Genomic DNA, 16298 nt, shown 5'->3' on the forward strand with positions numbered 1-16298 from the left:
CCCCTCCCCCGCGCGCGGGGGAGGGTTGGGGAGAGGGTGTCTCCGCATTGGGGTTGTCGAAGCGGACGCCTCGCGCGCGCGAAAACCGGGGCAAATCGCTAATCGGACCGCCTTTCCCCCCGTTCGCGCCGGGAAGGGGCGGGCAGAGGGCGAAACAGGCAGCGGATTTTCGCCCCGCGCGCCTTGTCTGGCCCGCCATCCTCGCCTATTAACGCCCCCAACCACAGGGGCCGCTGCTCCTACCATGGCGCCTTCAGGAGAGGTGGCAGAGTGGTTGAATGCACCGCACTCGAAATGCGGCATAGGTGCAAGCCTATCGGGGGTTCGAATCCCTCCCTCTCCGCCATAACGCTGCCAGCGGCCGGACGAATTTGCAGGCCATCTCCTTGCTTTATCCGATCGGATAGTTCTCCGCGGAGAAGTCGGTGCAAAGATGGGGCTTCAGTATCCTATCAAGCTAGTAGTTTCGGACGACCGCAGCTGCGGTCGTCGTGGTTCAAAAGCAGATTAGCTAACTACGAAACGGGATCAATTTGCCTTGCCACTTCCCGCCATCTTCGAAGAGAAACCGATAAAGTCCTTGCGCGCAAACTGCCGGTGTCTACTGGTGCCGTGATTCGTTCCTAAGCCCCCATCTTTTTCCACCCACACTCGCCAGACAACCTTGAGACCGTGGTTCTTGGCAAACTCGTCAATGAGGTCCTGCCGGATAGACTGGCACTATGCGACGGCGAACGTCGGGGCAAACAAAAATCCACACCAACGTTGACTGCGCAGCTCGCTCGCCTTCGAGAGGGTTGGCCAGAGCCTGGCCAATCGTCGAGCAGGATCGCTTCGAGATAAGGCGAGCGTGCGCATGATGGTGACGCGCTGGTGCACGGCGCCAGAGAGCGCCGCGGGCTTAGCGTGCCCAAAGCGAAGGGGCCTTAAGTCCGGATCAGCTCCAGCGCGATCTCGCGCGCACGCGCCTTGGGAGTCTTTCGGATCTCCAGCCCGAGCATGACGTAGTGTCGAGCACGCTACGTTACGGCCGCTCCTTCGCGTGCGCGCCACCCCCCGGCGATCCCCCCGCTACTGCGCGCCAATCCCCGCGCTCTCAATCACCCGCTTGTAGCGCGCCGTCTCATCGACGATGAACGGGACCATCTCGGCCTGCCCTTTGTCGGCAATCGACACCTGGCCGTTGGTGGTGAGGTCGGCGGCGATGCCGGGGTCGGCGAGAACGGCGGCCAGCGCCTCGGAGAGCTTGCCCACGATTTTCGGGTCGGTCCCGGCCGGGACCGAGACCCAGGTCGAGCCGGCGTTGACGGCGTCGGGGTAGCCGGCCTCGAGCACCGTCGGCGCATCGGGCAGCGCGGCCATCCGCGCCGCCCCGGTGGTGCCGAGCACCTTGACCTTGCCGGTGTCGATCAGCGGCCTCAGCACGGTGAGGTAGTCGAAGGAAACGTCGAGGACGCCCGACATCATATCCGTCATCTGGTTCGCGCCCGACTTGTAGGGCACATGGGTCAGCTTGATGCCGGCGGCCGCCTTGAACATCTCGCCGGCGAGATGCTGGGCGGTGCCGGGGCCGGGGGAGCCGAAATTGACCTTGCCCGGATTGGCCTTCGCGTAGGCGACGAATTCAGCCAGCGTGTTGTAGGGCGCCGCCGCGGTCGCGACGAGGATCTGGTTCGACGAGCTCACGCCGCGAATGTGGACGTAGCTCTTAAGCGGGTCGTAGCTGAGCTTCGTCAGTCCGAGGTTCGGCTGGATCGTCATCGGCCCGCCGGAGGCGTAGAGCACGGTGTAGCCGTCCGCTTGCGCCCGCGCCACGAACTCCGTCCCGATGGTGCCGCCGGCGCCGGGCCGGTTCTCCACCACCACGGGCTGCCCGAGCCGCGTCCGCAGCAGCTCGGCGATCTTGCGCGAGACGAGGTCGGTGACGCCCCCGGCTCCGAACGGCACCACCCAGGTGATTGCGCGGCTCGGCCAGGACTCCGCGGCCGTCTGCGCCCGCGCGGCGCTCGCATGAAGTGCCAGTGCCATCGCGACGACGAGACAGAGAAACGATCTTGCGAGCGCTCTCGTCATCGCCCTTCCGGGACGCCTGCTCAGGCCGCTGCCCGCGCCAGATCTCGCGGCGGCGCCTTTCGGAGCGCTCGCACCATCCGCTCCCTCCAGGAGTTGCGCAGGTGCAAACGCCATGGATGCAGTTCTCCCCGGTACAGTGTGGCCGTTGATGGCCATCTTGACCGAAGGCTACAGTCTCGAGTCTCGTCCAACCATTGGCGCAGTCCGAGCATCACTTTTGCAAAATATGAAAAGATCGATGGATCGCCGTCAGGCCACAAGCTGCGATCCCTTGGCTCGCTTGCTCTTGAAAAATTGCCCGACGCGTAATCCGTTTCTGCCCGCGTAAGTCCTTGATCTTCCAGCCCCCGCCTACTGTGCATGGGGTTGTTTTCGCGTTTATTGTTGTCCGGGGCATAAGACCGCCGCCCACCGCGCCGCCAGTTTGAACCCACCACCCCCACGATCCGACCTAGCAATGCCCCGCTCTCCGGCGGGCCCAAGGTAACCTCACCACAATGTTCGAAAAGACCTACCGCGACCGCCTCGACGCTGATCTTGCGCAATGGGAAGCCGATGGCGTGATTGCGCCGGCGGCGGCTGCCGCGATCCGCAATGCGCTGCCGCAGCTAGCGCCGGGCATCAACATCGCCGTGGTCGTCGGCATTGTCGGCGGTCTGTTGATCGCGGCTGCGTTCCTCGCCTTCGTCGCGGCGCACTGGACCGAGATCGCGCGGCTGTTGCGGTTCGCGATCCTGCTCGCCGGCATGGTCGTCACCGGCGCCCTCGGGGCATGGTTCGCTGCTCGAGGCCGCGACGTTCTCGCCGATCTCTGCGCCAGCGTCGGTGCGATCATCTTCGGTGCGGGCATCGCGCTGGTCGGTCAGATGTATCATCTCGGCGACGACTTTGCCGGCGGCATGCTGCTGTGGTCGATCGGCGCGTTCGCCGCGGCGCTGCTGACCGGCTCGCGCGGTGCGCTCGCGGTCGGCCTCGTCGCCGCCGGCATCTGGACCTGCATGCGGACTTATGATGCGCCGGACGTCCTGCATCTTCCGTTCGTGGCGGTCTGGCTGATCGCAGCAGTTCTCGCCTTCGCCTGGAATTCGCGCGCCGCCGCTCATCTCGTCGCGCTCGCGCTGTTGCCGTGGTGGATCGCGACGTCGCTGCGCTTCGAGTTCGACGGCGCCCAGCCGTCCTTCGTGCTCGCCAACGGCGCCGCGCTGCTGTTCGGCGCCGGGCTCGCGCTCGCAGCCTGGCCTTCGCCGAGGGCGCTCCGGCTCGGGACCGTCCTGTCGATTTACGGGGCGTTTTCGCTGGCCGGCGTCGCCGTCCTGGAGGTGGCGACCGTCGACGACATCATTCGCTTCCGGACCAGCACGGTATCCGCCCAGCCGATTTGGGCGATCCTGTGCGGGGCCGCGGGGGTGATCCTCGCCCTCGTCTCCGCCATGCTCACGAAGCGCGCAGGTGAAATCCTCGCATCATGCGCGATCGGGCTCGTGCTGCTCGCCGCGCCGATTTGGCCGGTCTCCACGGCCGGCGAGCCCTGGTTCGCTTACGCCGCGCTGCTTTGCGCCATGCTGTGCCTCGTCGTCTCCGGTGTGCTCGATGACGTGCGCCCGCGGATCGCCGCCGGCTGGCTCGGAATTGCCGGCGTCATCGCCGGCATCACCTGGGCGGTGCACGGCTCGTTGCTGCGCCGCTCGGCCTTTCTTGCGGGGGCCGGAATCATCGCCGTGGTCTTTGCCACCGCGCTCAATCGCATGCTGCCGAGGGCCGAGCGATGATCGGTACCATCACTGGACGCTGGCAGCGCATCCCGAAGGCCGTGCTGTTCGGCGTCGCTGTGCTGCTGCAATGCGCGCTGCTGGTCCTGATGGTCGCCGACCGCATGCAAATCCTGCGCGAAGGCGTTGAGGTGACCTTGCAGACGCAGCCGGTCGATCCCCGCGATCTCCTGCGCGGCGACTATGTCGTGCTCCGCTACGACATCTCGCAAGTGCCGGCCGGCGCGCTCGCCGGAAAGCCGGCTGACGCGCGCCATCCTGTCGTGTTCGTCAAGCTCGCGCCCAATGCCAACGGCCTCTACCAGGCGGTCTCGGTGCATGCCGAGCCGGTGCCGGTCGCGGCGCCCGAGGTGCTGATCCGCGGCCGCGTCGCCAATTACGGCGGGGCTTGCGGCTCGGGCCGTCACACCTTCTGCGATAATTTGCCAATCAAGTACGGTCTCGAAAGCTACTTCGTGCCCGAAGGCGAGGGCAAGAAGCTCGAGCAGGCCCGCAACCAGCAAAAGCTCCGCGTCGTCGCCGCCGTGCTCCCCTCCGGCCGCGCCGCCATCAAGCGGCTGCTGCTCGACGGCGAGCCGGTCTATGAGGAGCCGCTGTATTAGCGCGGCGGCTCCGGCGTCGCCTTCAACGCCCGCCGCAGCACCTCCCACACGCGCGGATCGTTCATCTGCGCCACGTTGAAGCGCATGAAGTGCTGGGATGTCTGCGACACGCTGAACACGTTGCCCGGCGCCAGCACGACATCCTGCTCCAGCGCCGCGCGCGCGACATGCGCGGCATCCTGTCCGCCCGTGAGCCGGCACCAGAGGAAGAATCCGCCGCGCGGCATCAGCCAGGGCTCGATGCCGAGTGCCTGAAGTTTTCGCGCGACGTCGCGGCGCATCCGCGTGAGCTTTTGCCGGAGCTCGTCCATGTGCTTGCGATAGCTGCCGCCGGCCAGCACCTTTGTGATGATCTCGGTCGCGGCCGGGCTCGGGCCGCCAAAGCTGGTTGCGACCTGGAGGTCGACGAGATGCTCGATCCAGTCGGCCCGTGCGGCGATGTAGCCTGAGCGTACCGAGGCCGACAGCGTCTTGGAGAAGCTGCCGATGCGGATCACGCGGGTGAGCCCGTCGAGCGCGGCAAGGCGCGGCGAGCGCTCCGGCTCGAAATCGCCGAAAATGTCGTCCTCGATGATGGTGAGGTCGTGCGCCGCGGCCGCGGTCAGCAGCCGGTGCGCACTCGCGAGCGACATCGTCGCGCCGGTCGGATTGTGCAGCGCTGAATTGGTGATGTAGAGCCTGGGACGTTCGGCGCCGAGGATCTGCTCGAAGCGGGTGACATCAGGGCCCGACGGCGTGTAGGGCACGCCGATGATCCTGGCCTGATGCGCCCGCAGCAGCGCGCGGAAATTGAAATAGCAGGGGTCGTCGACCAGCACCGTGTCGCCGGGACGGAGCAGGAAGCGGCAGACGAGGTCGGCGCCTTGCGTGCCCGAGCCCGTCAGCATGAGCTGATCGACCGACGCGGGAATCGAATCCTCGGCAAGGCGCGCGAGCAGCAGCCGGCGCAGCGCCAATCCGCCGCGCGTGCTGCCATAGTCCGTCAAGAGATCCGCATCGGTCCGCGCCAGGGCACGGACGGCGCGGCGCAAGGCCGCTTCCGGCATCCATTCCGCCGGCAGCCAGCCGCAGCCGGGCTTCGGCACTGCCGCGTCGGCATCGAGCGATTGCCTGGAGACCCAGAACGGATCGACCTCCCGGTCACGCCGCGGCCCGGCTTCGGCCAGCGCAAGCGGCGGCATGATGGTCGGCGAGACATAGAAGCCGGAGCCGCGACGGGCGCGGATCAGGCCTTCGGCCGCGAGGCGATCATAGGCTTCGACGACGGTCGACGGCGACACGCCCATTGTGGCGGCCAGGCTGCGGACCGATGGCAGGCGGTCGCCGGCACTGAGCGCGCGGCCGGCGACCTTGGCGCGGATCGCGCTCATCACGTCAATGGTCCGCGTGCCGCCGCGTCCCTTCGATGGCGCTCCGATGTCCAAGGTGTATCACCTTCCATACCCATACAGATTTGCCGGATTGTATTGGATTGTGACTGGCCGTGCCACCGCCGACAGCCGAGTATCGCGCTTCTCGAAAGGCGGAACGGACATGCAATCTGCGGGGAGCGGCTGGGGCAACGGCCTGCTCGGCGTCATCATCTTCAGCGGCTCACTGCCGGCGACGCGCGTCGCGGTCGGCGGCTTCTCCGCGTTGTTCCTGACCTCGGCCCGCGCGGTCATCGCGGCGCTGATCGGTGTGGCCGTGCTCGGCGTGCTGCGGCAGGCCCGGCCGCAGCGAACGGATTTCGCCTCCCTCACCATCGTCGCCATCGGCGTCGTGGTCGGCTTCCCGCTGCTGACGGCGCTCGCGCTCCAGCACATCACCTCGGCCCGTTCGATCGTCTTCATCGGCCTGTTGCCGCTCTCGACCGCGGTCTTCGCCGTGCTGCGCGGCGGCGAGCGGCCGCGGCCACTGTTCTGGCTGTTCGCGATCCTCGGCAGCGCCACGGTAGCCGGCTTTGCCTTGTCGAACGGCGGCTCGGCCTCGCTCGCCGGCGATCTCCTGATGGTGGCCGCGATCGTGCTGTGCGGCCTCGGCTATGCCGAAGGCGCCGCATTGTCGCGCCGGCTCGGCGGCTGGCAGGTGATCTCCTGGGCGCTCCTGCTCGCGCTGCCGCTGATGGTGCCGGTCGCGGTTCTGACCTGGCCGGCGAATTGGAACGGCGTCAGCGTGCCCGCCTGGATCGGGCTCGCTTACGTCTCGATCTTCAGCATGTTCGTCGGCTTCATCTTCTGGTACCGCGGCCTTGCGATCGGCGGCATCGCGCGTGTCGGCCAGTTGCAGCAGCTCCAGCCGTTCTTCGGTCTCGCGCTCGCCGGCCTGCTACTGCACGAGCCCGTCGCCTGGAGCATGATCGTCGCGACCGTCCTCGTGGTCGCCTGCGTGTTCTTCGCGCGGCGGTTTGCGTGAGGCTTGTGCCTCACGCCTGCCCCATCACCGTCTTCGTCAGCGCGCCCTTTGCAAACTTCTTCAGCGGCATCGGCTTGCCGAACAGGAAGCCCTGCACGAGATCGAAGCCGAGCTCGTTGGCGGCGACGAGGTCGGCGCGGCTTTCGACCCCCTGGGCCACGCTGCGCGCGCCAAAGCCCTGCGCGAGCTCGACGATGTGACGGCACACCGTGCGCTTCAACCGGTCACTGCCGCTGCCGGTGACGAATTGCCGGTCGGCCTTCAGCTTGACGAAGGGAACTTTGTCCCGCTCCATCAGCGCCGGCCAGTTGGCGCCGAGATTGTCGATCGACAGGCCGATATTGTGCAGCCCGACCTCGCGCGCGACCTCGGTCAGGAGATCGAGATCGCGGATCGCCTCCTCGCTGTCGATCTCGACCGTCAGCCCGCCGAAGGCCGGATGCGTCGGCACGCGACGGCAGAGATCGCGCACCGCCTGCGGCTCCTTCAGATAAGACGCGGGCAGGTTGATCGAGAGATCGACCGGGGTCTGCTGCTCCAGCAGATAGTGCCAGTCCCGTATCGCGCGCTCGATCACGAATTCGGAGAGGTCGCGCAGATGCGGATCGCGCTCCTCGGGAATGAAGTAAGCCGGCGGCACCACGCCCCAGGTCGGATGCCGCATCCGCACCAGCGCCTCGGCACCGCAGCGGATCAGCGTGCGCGCGTCGATCTTGGGCTGGTACCAGAGCTCGAGCCAGCCGGCATGCAGGGCCTCGCCGACATGCACGGCGGGACTGGGCGCCGGCTCTTCCGGCAGCAGCATGGCGATGCGCTCGCGCAGCGTTTCCGCCGCAAAGGGCGTGGTCAGCGGCGGCAGCATGGCAAGGCCATATTCCTCACCGACCTGCCGCACGGCCTTGACGATGATCGACTCGCGGGCGCCGACGGCGAGAACCTTGCCGGCAAATGCCTCGCGCACCAATATTTCGAGGAATCTCCCCGGCTCGATGCCGTCGGCGGCGACGCCGAGCAGGATCAGGTCCGGCAATTCGGTGGCGAGCACGGTTTGCAGCTCGTCCGAGCTGGCGCATTCGCTGGTGACGAAGCCGAGATCCTCCAGCACCTCGCTGAGGAAGGCGCGCAGATGCCGCTTGCTATCGGCCACGCAGGCGCGCGGCGTTACCTTTCGTCGTCCGAAGGTCACAGGCCTTCGTCCGACGAGTTCAACCATCCCATCGTTCATCAACACCACTCCCGTTCCGTGACGGTTTCTTAAACGGTGAGCGTGGGTTCAAATAAGGAGAGCTTCACATCGTTCTTGAATTATTTGAGTAACGTTAAACCCTGCAATTCGAGCTAATTTGTCGACAGACTCTTCGCAAAGAGTTCGCATACCCGAGCACCACGCGCACAACGACTGTCAGCGCACGCGAAATGTCTTTCGCGCGATGAAAGCTGCGCCCCGCTTGCCGGTGGATGAAGATGAGCGATGCAGATGTGTGCCCTTTCGAAGCAACGACGCGACCAGCGCAGATTAATTTCCGGCGTTTCTTCGGGGTGTGCGCCCGCTCGTGCGCGACGAAGACGGTGAACAGGAGCGCGTCGTCGGCGGTGGGCGGCCCCGCATTGCGGCGGTTGCTCTCCCGATCGCTTTGCGGTGCATCGGGAGCGAGCGACGGCGACGTTCGCAGGATTCGCCTTCGCGCGATGCGCGCAAGTATCGCTTTCGCTCGTGACGGTTCTGCGACACCGCGTCCGGGCCCAGGGCTGCAAATGTGAAGTGCATCACACGCGCATTGCTGCACCTGCGCTATTGCTCGGCACAGCCGGTGGTGGGCTGTCGAGGATTACGACAATGACGATGCGGCGAATGATGTATTGGTGGTTCAGGGTCGTGATGTCAGGGCGATTTCTCGATCGCTTCCTGTGCCTGCCGCGCGCGCAATGAGCATGAACCGGAAAAGTGTGCAGCGGTTCGCGCGATATCAGGTCTGCCCGATCAATTTGCGAAACGCCGCCGCGCCGTCCTGCACCACGTCGCGGCCCTTCCAGGCCAGATAGGTCAGCTTGCCGCCGAGCGTGTCGTGGCTGCGCAGCCGGCGCGAGCCGAGGATGTGGCCGACATTGGACGGGAAGCGGCTCACCTCGGCGGACACCAGCGCCGCGATCGCATCCATCAATTGCTGGAGCCGGATTCCCCATTCGCAATTTTCGATGCCGTCGATGCGCACCTTGAGTGCATATTCGGTGTCGTAGATCTCGGCGAGCAGGTCGCGGGCGACCAGCACCCGGTTGTGCCGGAGCGCGATCCGAAGTGCGAGGCGCTTGTCGTCGAGCCGGTCGAGCACCATGGGAATGACGCAGGCATAGGGCGTCGCGGCGACATCGGTGACGCTCTTGCTCGCAGCGGCCTTGGTCGCGAGACGCGCCAATTGCCAGGGCATCGTCAGGCGCCTCGCCACCAGCGCGAGCGCGAAGGGCAGCGCATCGGGATGAGCCTTTTTGAAGGCGTCGAGCTGCGCGGTGATCTGGGCAACCCGTCCGTCGTCGAATTTCGCGATCTTCTCAGGCAGCTTTTCGTTGAATTTCGGCAGCGCATTGCCCGCGCGCAGCACGTGCTGCATCTTCCTGACGTCGTCGAAGGCGGTGCGTGAGGCCGTGTATTGCGCGAGCTTGCCGCGCGCGGATTCGGTGCTCTCCACTGATGCGAAGGTGCTCTCGAGCACCTTGACGACCTTGGTCTGGAAGGTCGCGGCGACCTTCAGGACTTCCTTCGGGTTGTTGGCTGCGACCTGGTCGTTGATCGCCTTGATGTAGTCGCGTGCCATGGTCGGCAGCAGGTCGCGGCAGATCCACTCCCAGATCGGGGTGAGGGTGTTGCGCGAGATCCGCCCCATATTGGCGTGCTCGGGCGCGCCATCGATCAGGAGCAGTTCGAGCGGCGCGAAGAAATAGCGCGACGGGCTAGTGGCGCGCGCCTGGGTCGATCCGTCCTTGCGAAATTCGGCGCGCAAGCGCGACTGGATGTCGGACGAGCCGGGCATGTCGATGCCGCACAGCTCGAGCCGTTCGAGTTCGCTGAGCAGACAGCTGCGCGACAGCGGCGTCAGCCTCTGCAGGAATTCCGACAGCCGATCGATCTCGTTCATGGCACGCAATCTTTCGCAGCGTTTCCCGCGGGCGTGCGGGCCCAATGCGTGGAGGCATTTGCGCGCTCTCAACTTCCCCTAAGAGAAGCAAGTCGCCGTTAATTAATCCGTAAAAACCGGGGGGAGGCGTCGGGGCGAAGGCTGCGGTTAAGGACGGTTTCGCCTGTCTGCCCAAGTTTCCGGCGAAAAACTCAACCCCAGCGTGGGCGCGCGCCGCCAAACGCAAGCACAAATTGTGCCGACGTCACCACTTTAACGCAAAACCGACAAAATCACCGTAGTCTTACGGAGTAAAAAGTTAACCACAGACCGCCCCCGGTTCCGCTAAACGAGTGACATGGGGTCACAGAATGATACGGCCACCGATTCGCGGCCGTCGGAATGGTACGAAAGCAGCGCTGCTCCAACTGAAGAGCTCGATTTCGTCCGCCTGAGTGCCGCCCGGGCCAAAGCCGCAGACGAAATGGCCGCTGCCATCGCCCGCGAGCTCAACGGCCCCCTGACTGCCCTGCTGCTCTACATGGGCGAGATCAAGCATCACAGCGATCAACTCGCGCCCGTGACCGGCGACCGCGCCTATTTGCAGCGGGTGATCGAGAACGCGCTGGCACAAACCGAGCGGGTTTGCGGCGTGGTCAAGCAGCTTGCCGGTCCTCACAAGGGTGGCTTGTCGATCCCGTCCAGCGTCGAGGACGCGGAATCGAAGGCCGTCCGCGCCCAGCAGGCCCAGCGCGTGCCGAGCGCCGAACTCCTCAGCCTGTCGGGTCAGAAGCGGCTGACCAAGCGCGAGCGTGAGGTGCTGAGCCTGATCAGCGAAGGTTATTCGAACAAGCAGGGCGCGCTTCGGATGCAGATCAGCCCGCGCACGTTCGAGAGCCATCGCGCCGAAGCGATGCGCAAGCTCGGTGCGCGCAACACCGCGGATCTCGTCCGCGCGGCGCTGCTGCACTCGATCGACTGAGGCTGGTGTGTTGCATCGCCGGCAGGCGGTGCGGACAAGACCCCGAGAGATTTCCCGGCACGTCTTAAAAACCCGATCGCGCTCAGAAATAATCTTCGGCGAAGGGACGCGCGCGCGAGATCGAACGCAACGGCTTGATCTCTTCCTTCGGCCCGTTCGGGATGATCGTGATGGTCCAGCGGGGCGGCATGCTCGATTCATGCTCCAGCACCGAACGCACGAAGCCGGTCACCGTGGACTCGCCAGCCTTCACCGTTGCCATGCGGCCGTTGAACTGTGCGATACGGAAGCGGCGAACCTCTTTCTGGTCCGCGGTCTCGTAGGTGAACATGGAAACCCTCCTGGTTTCCGGCGACTATCGCCACCTATGATTAGCCATCTCTAAAAATCCCAAACCGTAGAAGTACGGCGGGAATGCACACGCGAGCGGTTAGCCCTGCGGCTCCTGCGCGCGCGCGGCGGCATAGGCGGCGTCCATCAGGTCCAGGAGATCGCGGAATTCGCTATCGCCGAGCCTCTCCGCGGACTTCTCCAGTCGCAGCGCCAGCGCCGCGAGCCTGGCATAGCCGAACGTTCCGGCTGCGCTCTTCAGCGAATGCGCTTCGCGCGCGATCCTGGCGTGGTGCTGCGCCAGCGAGAGCGTGCGAAACAATTGCAGGCGCGCACCGGTCTCGCTCCAGAATACATCGCGCACTTCGCAGGCGCCGCCCTCGCCGATCTCTCGCACCAGCGCTTCGTAAGCGTGCGGCTCGCGCGCAGGCTCGGCATCGAGCGCCTCCTGCGCGGGCGCGACGGTGACTTCAAACATGGGCCTGCTGCCTTGATAAGGGGTCATTTGTCGCGCGGCACGTCCGGGCGCGAGGGCTGCCCAATGTCTACGGCATTCGAATTTCAGTTCCGGTAGCAGGACACAAGGTGTTTGCAGGCCGGCATTAGCCGGCAGTTTACCATGCGGGTGCGGCCCTCAGCCCGCGCCGAGCAGCCTGTCGTACTGGGCCTTCACGGTGGCGTAGCATTCGCACGCCGTCTGGCGCAGGCCGTCGAGGTTGGTGATCTGGATGTGCCCGCGGCTGTAATGGATGAAATTGGCCTGTTGCAGGGTGTTGGCGACCAGCGACACGCTGTTGCGCCGCGCCCCGATCATCTGCGCCATGGCCTCCTGGGTCAGCAGCAGCCGGTAGTCGCCCGAGAGGTCATGCGTGTGCAACAGGCAGCGCGACAGCCGCGACTCCACGGGATGGGCGGCATTACAGCCTGCCGTCTGCTGGACCTGGGCGTAGACCGCCAGCCCGTGGCGCGTCAGCAACGTGCGCAGGGTGCTGCTCTGGTCGGCGGCGATCCGCAGCCGGTCGAGATCCATCACCGACGCGACGCCCGGAACCAGCACGATGGCAGTGTTCAGCGCGCATGCATCGCCCATGGTCGAGAGCGTCCCGAGCAGGCTGTCGCGCCCGATCATGGCGACTTGCACATGCTCGCCCTTGGCGAGCTTCACCACCAGCGAGATGACGCCGCGGTGGGGAAAATACGCACGCTTCAGCGCCTCGCCGGTCTCGACCAGCACCGCGTCATGGGGCAGATCGACTGTTCGCAGGTGCGGGCGGATCGATTCATAGTCGTCTGCCGACAGTGCAGACAGGAAACCGTTGGCTGAACGCACCATCGTTTCCAAAAGCTGCCTCCCGTTCCCGCGCCATCGAATCGCGATGGACGAAATCACGCCCAGCGCGCGTAAGTTCCATCATGTTCACGTCGGGATATATTGGCAATTGGGACAAGTTGTCCCGACCATGGCAGCGGTCCTGCCACGCTGCGTGCACGCCGGCATACAGTTGATTGCGCCGAGCTGTCGTCACGGCACGGTTCCCACCAGGCGGAGGTGGTGGGCTTTCACTGCCGAATAGCAGTCGCAGCACGTCTTCTCCAGTGCCCGTAGATCGAGGATTTCGATCTGGCCACGGCTGTAGTGGATGATGCCGGCCCGCTGCAGCGCATGCGCGACCAGCGAGACGGCATTGCGCCGTACGCCCAACATCTGCGCCAGCGCCTCCTGGGTCAGCGGCAGGATTTCACTGTCCGAGAGATCGCGGGCGCGCAGCAGCCAGCGCGCGAGCCGCGCCTCGACCGGGTGCAGCGTATTGCAGAGCAGCGACTGCTGCGCATGCGCTAGCAAGGCCTGCTCATGGCGGACCATCAACTGGCGAAACGGCGCGCTTGCGGCAGCGACCGTACGGAAAGCTGCGATTTCAAGCACGGAAGCAGTCCCTGGGAACAAGACGACCGCGTCCGTCGCCGCGATGCCGCCGGCAAGCGCAGCGCCGCCACCGACGACACTGTCGCGGCCCAGCATCGCCACCTCGATCATCTGTCCCTCGGACAGGCCCACCGTGATCGAAACGGATCCGCCATGCGGGAAGTAGACATATCTCAGCGCAGCACCCGCCTCGCACAAGACAGATTTCCTGACCAGTTCGACTGTCGCGAGATGCGGGCGCAGCAGATCGAGATCTGCCGCGTCGAGCATTTGCAGCAATTGGTTGGACGGGCGGCCGCTCGCAATCATCGAAGGTCAATCCGGCGTGTTCGATGTACGATCGGTGTAAAGCCCGCTCGTCATCCAGTTGCGCGGTGACAAAAACATATTGTAAAGGTTGTGGCGCTGTCCATATACCCGTTAGAGGGCAGACAGGCTGCGGCATTTGCGGCGGAAATAAGAATGGCGCGCTGATTCGCTCTCGAGCCGGTGCGCCGGGTCCTGCAGGGGTTGCGCAGGAAAAAGCTGCAAGGGGGCTGTCATGAGCCGGAAGCATTGCATCCGCGCTGCGATCAGACGTCGGTCGACCCGCGCAGTGTCGTCCGTTGGACCAGCATTTACAGCCATCCACTATTGCCATGAAGCCTGGTGTCGCGTGGCCGCAGATTTCGCGTCCATCTTCCCCGTGCCGCCAACGGCATTCGCGACCATCCATTTTTCGACTGAAAGCAAAGGAGAACGGGCGTGCCCCACGGTTCAATTATTGAATCGCCAAAACGGGAAACTCAAATGGGGACAGAAGGTCTGCGCCATATTCTCGTTGTCGACGACGACCCGATGGTCTGCATGGCCATCGAGGTCTATCTCCAGCGTAACAATTTTCGAGTCACGATTGCCGAAGGAGGTGAAGCCGGACTGCGCGCGCTCGAACACCAGCAATTCGATCTGATGATCATCGATATCTTCATGCCGCACATGCGCGGGTTCGAATCGATCCGGATCTTCCACGAGCGGGCGCCGGTCATTCCGCTGATCGCGATGTCCGGCTACGCCTTTGCAAATCTGAATTCGCCTGCACCCGATTTCCTCCGGATGGCACTCGAGCTCGGCGCCTCACGCTGTCTGCGCAAGCCGTTCACTCCGCACGCGCTGCTCGCTGCCATCAACGATTGTCTGGCGGAGCATCGTCCCGACGGCGACATCGCCTCGGCCGCGCGATTGGGTTAGCGCGGCGCGGGCCGCTGTGGCCACAGGTAACCGTTCGTTTACCGCGTCTGCGGACTACGCAGATCGCGCCGCCGACGCGAACCGGGGGGCGCAACTGCGCCTCCGGTTGCCGGCGGCGCTGTTCGATGCCCCGCAGGCGGCCCCTATCGTCCTTCAAGAGCGGGATTTTCCGGCGCGCCTCGCCCGCTGTTATCGGCCCGTTTACCTCACGCATCCCCGCCGTTGCGGCGCGGAGTCGTTTTTGCCGAATAGCGCAGCCGCATGCGGGCGAACCGCAAACTTCTCTTCAATATCCGTATTAGGACGGAGGATGAAATTAACGGGACTGTGAAAAGGGATGTCTAACGATCCAGAATAGAGACTTCCGTCCATGCCAAAAAGCGGCGCAGGCGCCGAAGTCCAGGGTCAGGTCAGTAAGGCGTAGCTCATGGATGATCTGTTGCGGGAGTTTTTGACGGAGACCAGCGAGAGCCTGGACACCGTCGACAACCAGTTGGTGAAGTTCGAGCAGGAGCCGAACAACGCCAAGATCCTGGATAACATCTTCCGCCTGGTCCACACCATCAAGGGCACCTGCGGCTTCCTCGGATTGCCGCGGCTGGAAGCGCTGGCCCATGCCGGCGAGACGTTGATGGGCAAATTCCGTGACGGCATGCCGGTGACCGGGCAGGCGGTGACGGTGATCCTGTCCTCGATCGACCGCATCAAGGAAATTTTGGCCGGCCTGGAAGCAACCGAAGCCGAGCCGGAGGGGACCGACCGCGATCTCATCGACAAGCTGGAAGCGATGGTCGAGCAGGGCATGGCGGCCATGGCGGCAGGTACCGCTGCTCCCGTCACTGAGGCCCCGCCGCTGGTGCCGGAAGCCCCGGTTGCCGCTGCTGCGCCGGCAAACATGACCACGGGGTCGCTGATCGACCAGACCCTGGAGCGCCCGCTGCGTCCGGGCGAAGTCTCGCTCGACGAGCTCGAGCGCGCCTTCCGCGAGACCGCGATCGAAGCGCCGACGTCCGCGCCCGTTGCCAAGGCTGAAGCCAAGGCCGAGCCCGCGCCGGCCGTTGAAGCGCCCGCGCCCGCCGCCAAGGAAGCAAAGCCCGCCAAGGAGAAGGCCGCGCCGAAGAAGTCGATGGCCGACGAGGGCGCCAGCGAAGGCGACCGCATCGCCAACCAGTCGATCCGCGTCAACGTGGATACGCTGGAGCATCTGATGACCATGGTCTCCGAGCTGGTGCTGACCCGCAACCAGCTGCTGGAGATCTCCCGCCGCAACGAGGACACCGAGTTCAAGGTGCCGCTGCAGCGGCTGTCCAACGTCACCGCCGAGCTGCAGGAAGGCGTCATGAAGACGCGCATGCAGCCGATCGGCAATGCCTGGCAGAAGCTGCCCCGCATCGTCCGCGACCTCTCCAGCGAACTCGGCAAGCAGATCGAACTCGAGATGCACGGCGCCGACACCGAGCTCGACCGCCAGGTGCTCGACCTGATCAAGGACCCGCTCACCCACATGGTGCGCAACTCCGCCGATCATGGCCTTGAGACCCCCGCCGAGCGTCTCGCCTCCGGCAAGGGCGAGCAGGGCACCATCCGCCTGTCCGCCTATCACGAGGGCGGCCACATCATCATCTGCATCGCCGACAACGGCCGCGGCCTCAACACCGAGAAGATCAAGGCCAAGGCGATCTCGAGCGGCCTCGTCACCGAGGCCGAGCTCGAGAAGATGAGCGAAGCCCAGATCCACAAGTTCATCTTCGCGCCGGGCTTCTCCACCGCGGCGGCCATCACCTCGGTCTCCGGCCGCGGCGTCGGCATGGACGTGGTGCGCACCAATATCGACCAGATCGGCGGCACCATCGACATCAAGTCGGTGGCCGGCGAGGGAAGCTCCGT

At 65.1% G+C, this 16298-nt stretch carries 14 protein-coding genes and 1 tRNA gene; 7 read left to right on the forward strand and 8 right to left on the reverse strand.

Translation table 11 applies throughout. The annotated features are described in order from the left end of the window. Positions 1–256: 256 nt before the first annotated feature. Positions 257–346: transfer RNA gene (locus GGD61_RS21130), tRNA-Ser, on the forward strand. Between the two features lie 725 nt (positions 347–1071). Here the strand turns inward: GGD61_RS21130 and GGD61_RS21135 are convergent. Continuing rightward, on the reverse strand, positions 1072–2073 hold the full coding sequence (locus GGD61_RS21135) for a tripartite tricarboxylate transporter substrate binding protein (RefSeq protein WP_092261411.1): 1002 nt from the start codon (positions 2071–2073) through the stop codon (positions 1072–1074). 497 nt (positions 2074–2570) lie between these two features. On the opposite strand from GGD61_RS21135, the gene GGD61_RS21140 reads away from it, so the two are divergent. Next, positions 2571–3842 carry a DUF2157 domain-containing protein gene (locus tag GGD61_RS21140; RefSeq protein WP_092261410.1) on the forward strand — a complete coding sequence of 424 codons (1272 nt, stop codon included), beginning with the start codon at positions 2571–2573 and terminating at the stop codon, positions 3840–3842. Next, the gene (locus GGD61_RS21145; RefSeq protein ID WP_092261409.1) at positions 3839–4444 is read left to right on the forward strand and encodes a GDYXXLXY domain-containing protein; all 606 of its coding nucleotides are present in this window, start codon (positions 3839–3841) and stop codon (positions 4442–4444) included. The genes GGD61_RS21140 and GGD61_RS21145 overlap by 4 nt, the downstream gene beginning before the upstream one ends. Here the strand turns inward: GGD61_RS21145 and GGD61_RS21150 are convergent. Beyond that, positions 4441–5814 carry a PLP-dependent aminotransferase family protein gene (locus GGD61_RS21150; RefSeq protein ID WP_409362466.1) on the reverse strand — a complete coding sequence of 458 codons (1374 nt, stop codon included), beginning with the start codon at positions 5812–5814 and terminating at the stop codon, positions 4441–4443. The two genes, GGD61_RS21145 and GGD61_RS21150, sit on opposite strands and share 4 nt — an antisense overlap. Before the next feature lie 163 nt (positions 5815–5977). On the opposite strand from GGD61_RS21150, the gene GGD61_RS21155 reads away from it, so the two are divergent. Next, the gene (locus tag GGD61_RS21155) at positions 5978–6838 is read left to right on the forward strand and encodes a DMT family transporter (protein WP_092261508.1); all 861 of its coding nucleotides are present in this window, start codon (positions 5978–5980) and stop codon (positions 6836–6838) included. A 10-nt stretch (positions 6839–6848) separates the two neighbouring features. Here GGD61_RS21155 and GGD61_RS21160 read toward each other — a convergent pair whose 3' ends face one another. Together GGD61_RS21160 and GGD61_RS21165 are read right to left on the reverse strand one after the other, a co-directional pair. Next, entirely contained in the window at positions 6849–8063 is a 1215-nt protein-coding gene (locus GGD61_RS21160; RefSeq protein WP_018322864.1) for an EAL domain-containing protein, read from the reverse strand. 742 nt (positions 8064–8805) lie between these two features. Next, complete coding sequence (locus GGD61_RS21165) at positions 8806–9969, reverse strand: hypothetical protein (protein WP_092261407.1); 1164 nt, start codon at positions 9967–9969, stop codon at positions 8806–8808. A 337-nt stretch (positions 9970–10306) separates the two neighbouring features. Here GGD61_RS21165 and GGD61_RS21170 point away from each other — a divergent pair, with 337 nt between their 5' ends. After that, on the forward strand, positions 10307–10930 hold the full coding sequence (locus GGD61_RS21170) for a helix-turn-helix transcriptional regulator (RefSeq protein WP_018322867.1): 624 nt from the start codon (positions 10307–10309) through the stop codon (positions 10928–10930). 82 nt (positions 10931–11012) lie between these two features. On the opposite strand, the gene GGD61_RS21175 is transcribed toward GGD61_RS21170, so the two are convergent. The 4 genes from GGD61_RS21175 to GGD61_RS21190 form a co-directional block, all read right to left on the reverse strand. Beyond that, positions 11013–11261, reverse strand: a complete 249-nt coding sequence (locus tag GGD61_RS21175) for a hypothetical protein (protein WP_092261406.1) — start codon at positions 11259–11261, stop codon at positions 11013–11015. Between the two features lie 99 nt (positions 11262–11360). After that, positions 11361–11738, reverse strand: a complete 378-nt coding sequence (locus GGD61_RS21180) for an Hpt domain-containing protein (protein ID WP_177237388.1) — start codon at positions 11736–11738, stop codon at positions 11361–11363. Positions 11739–11894: 156 nt separating this feature from the next. Further along, positions 11895–12593, reverse strand: a complete 699-nt coding sequence (locus tag GGD61_RS21185; RefSeq protein WP_018322870.1) for a Crp/Fnr family transcriptional regulator — start codon at positions 12591–12593, stop codon at positions 11895–11897. A gap of 189 nt (positions 12594–12782) precedes the next feature. Then, on the reverse strand, positions 12783–13493 hold the full coding sequence (locus tag GGD61_RS21190) for a Crp/Fnr family transcriptional regulator (RefSeq protein WP_092261404.1): 711 nt from the start codon (positions 13491–13493) through the stop codon (positions 12783–12785). A 480-nt stretch (positions 13494–13973) separates the two neighbouring features. Between GGD61_RS21190 and GGD61_RS21195 the strand changes: the two genes are divergently transcribed. Both GGD61_RS21195 and GGD61_RS21200 read left to right on the forward strand, forming a co-directional pair. Next, positions 13974–14411: a response regulator gene (locus tag GGD61_RS21195; protein WP_246785964.1), complete on the forward strand. Its 438-nt coding sequence runs from the start codon at positions 13974–13976 to the stop codon at positions 14409–14411. Between the two features lie 427 nt (positions 14412–14838). Beyond that, positions 14839–16298 (forward strand): chemotaxis protein CheA (locus GGD61_RS21200; RefSeq protein ID WP_183231074.1); only part of this gene is annotated, 1460 nt, incomplete at its 3' end.

The sequence above is a fragment of the Bradyrhizobium sp. SBR1B genome, assembly GCF_014198205.1.
Taxonomy (GTDB): Bacteria; Pseudomonadota; Alphaproteobacteria; order Rhizobiales; family Xanthobacteraceae; genus Bradyrhizobium.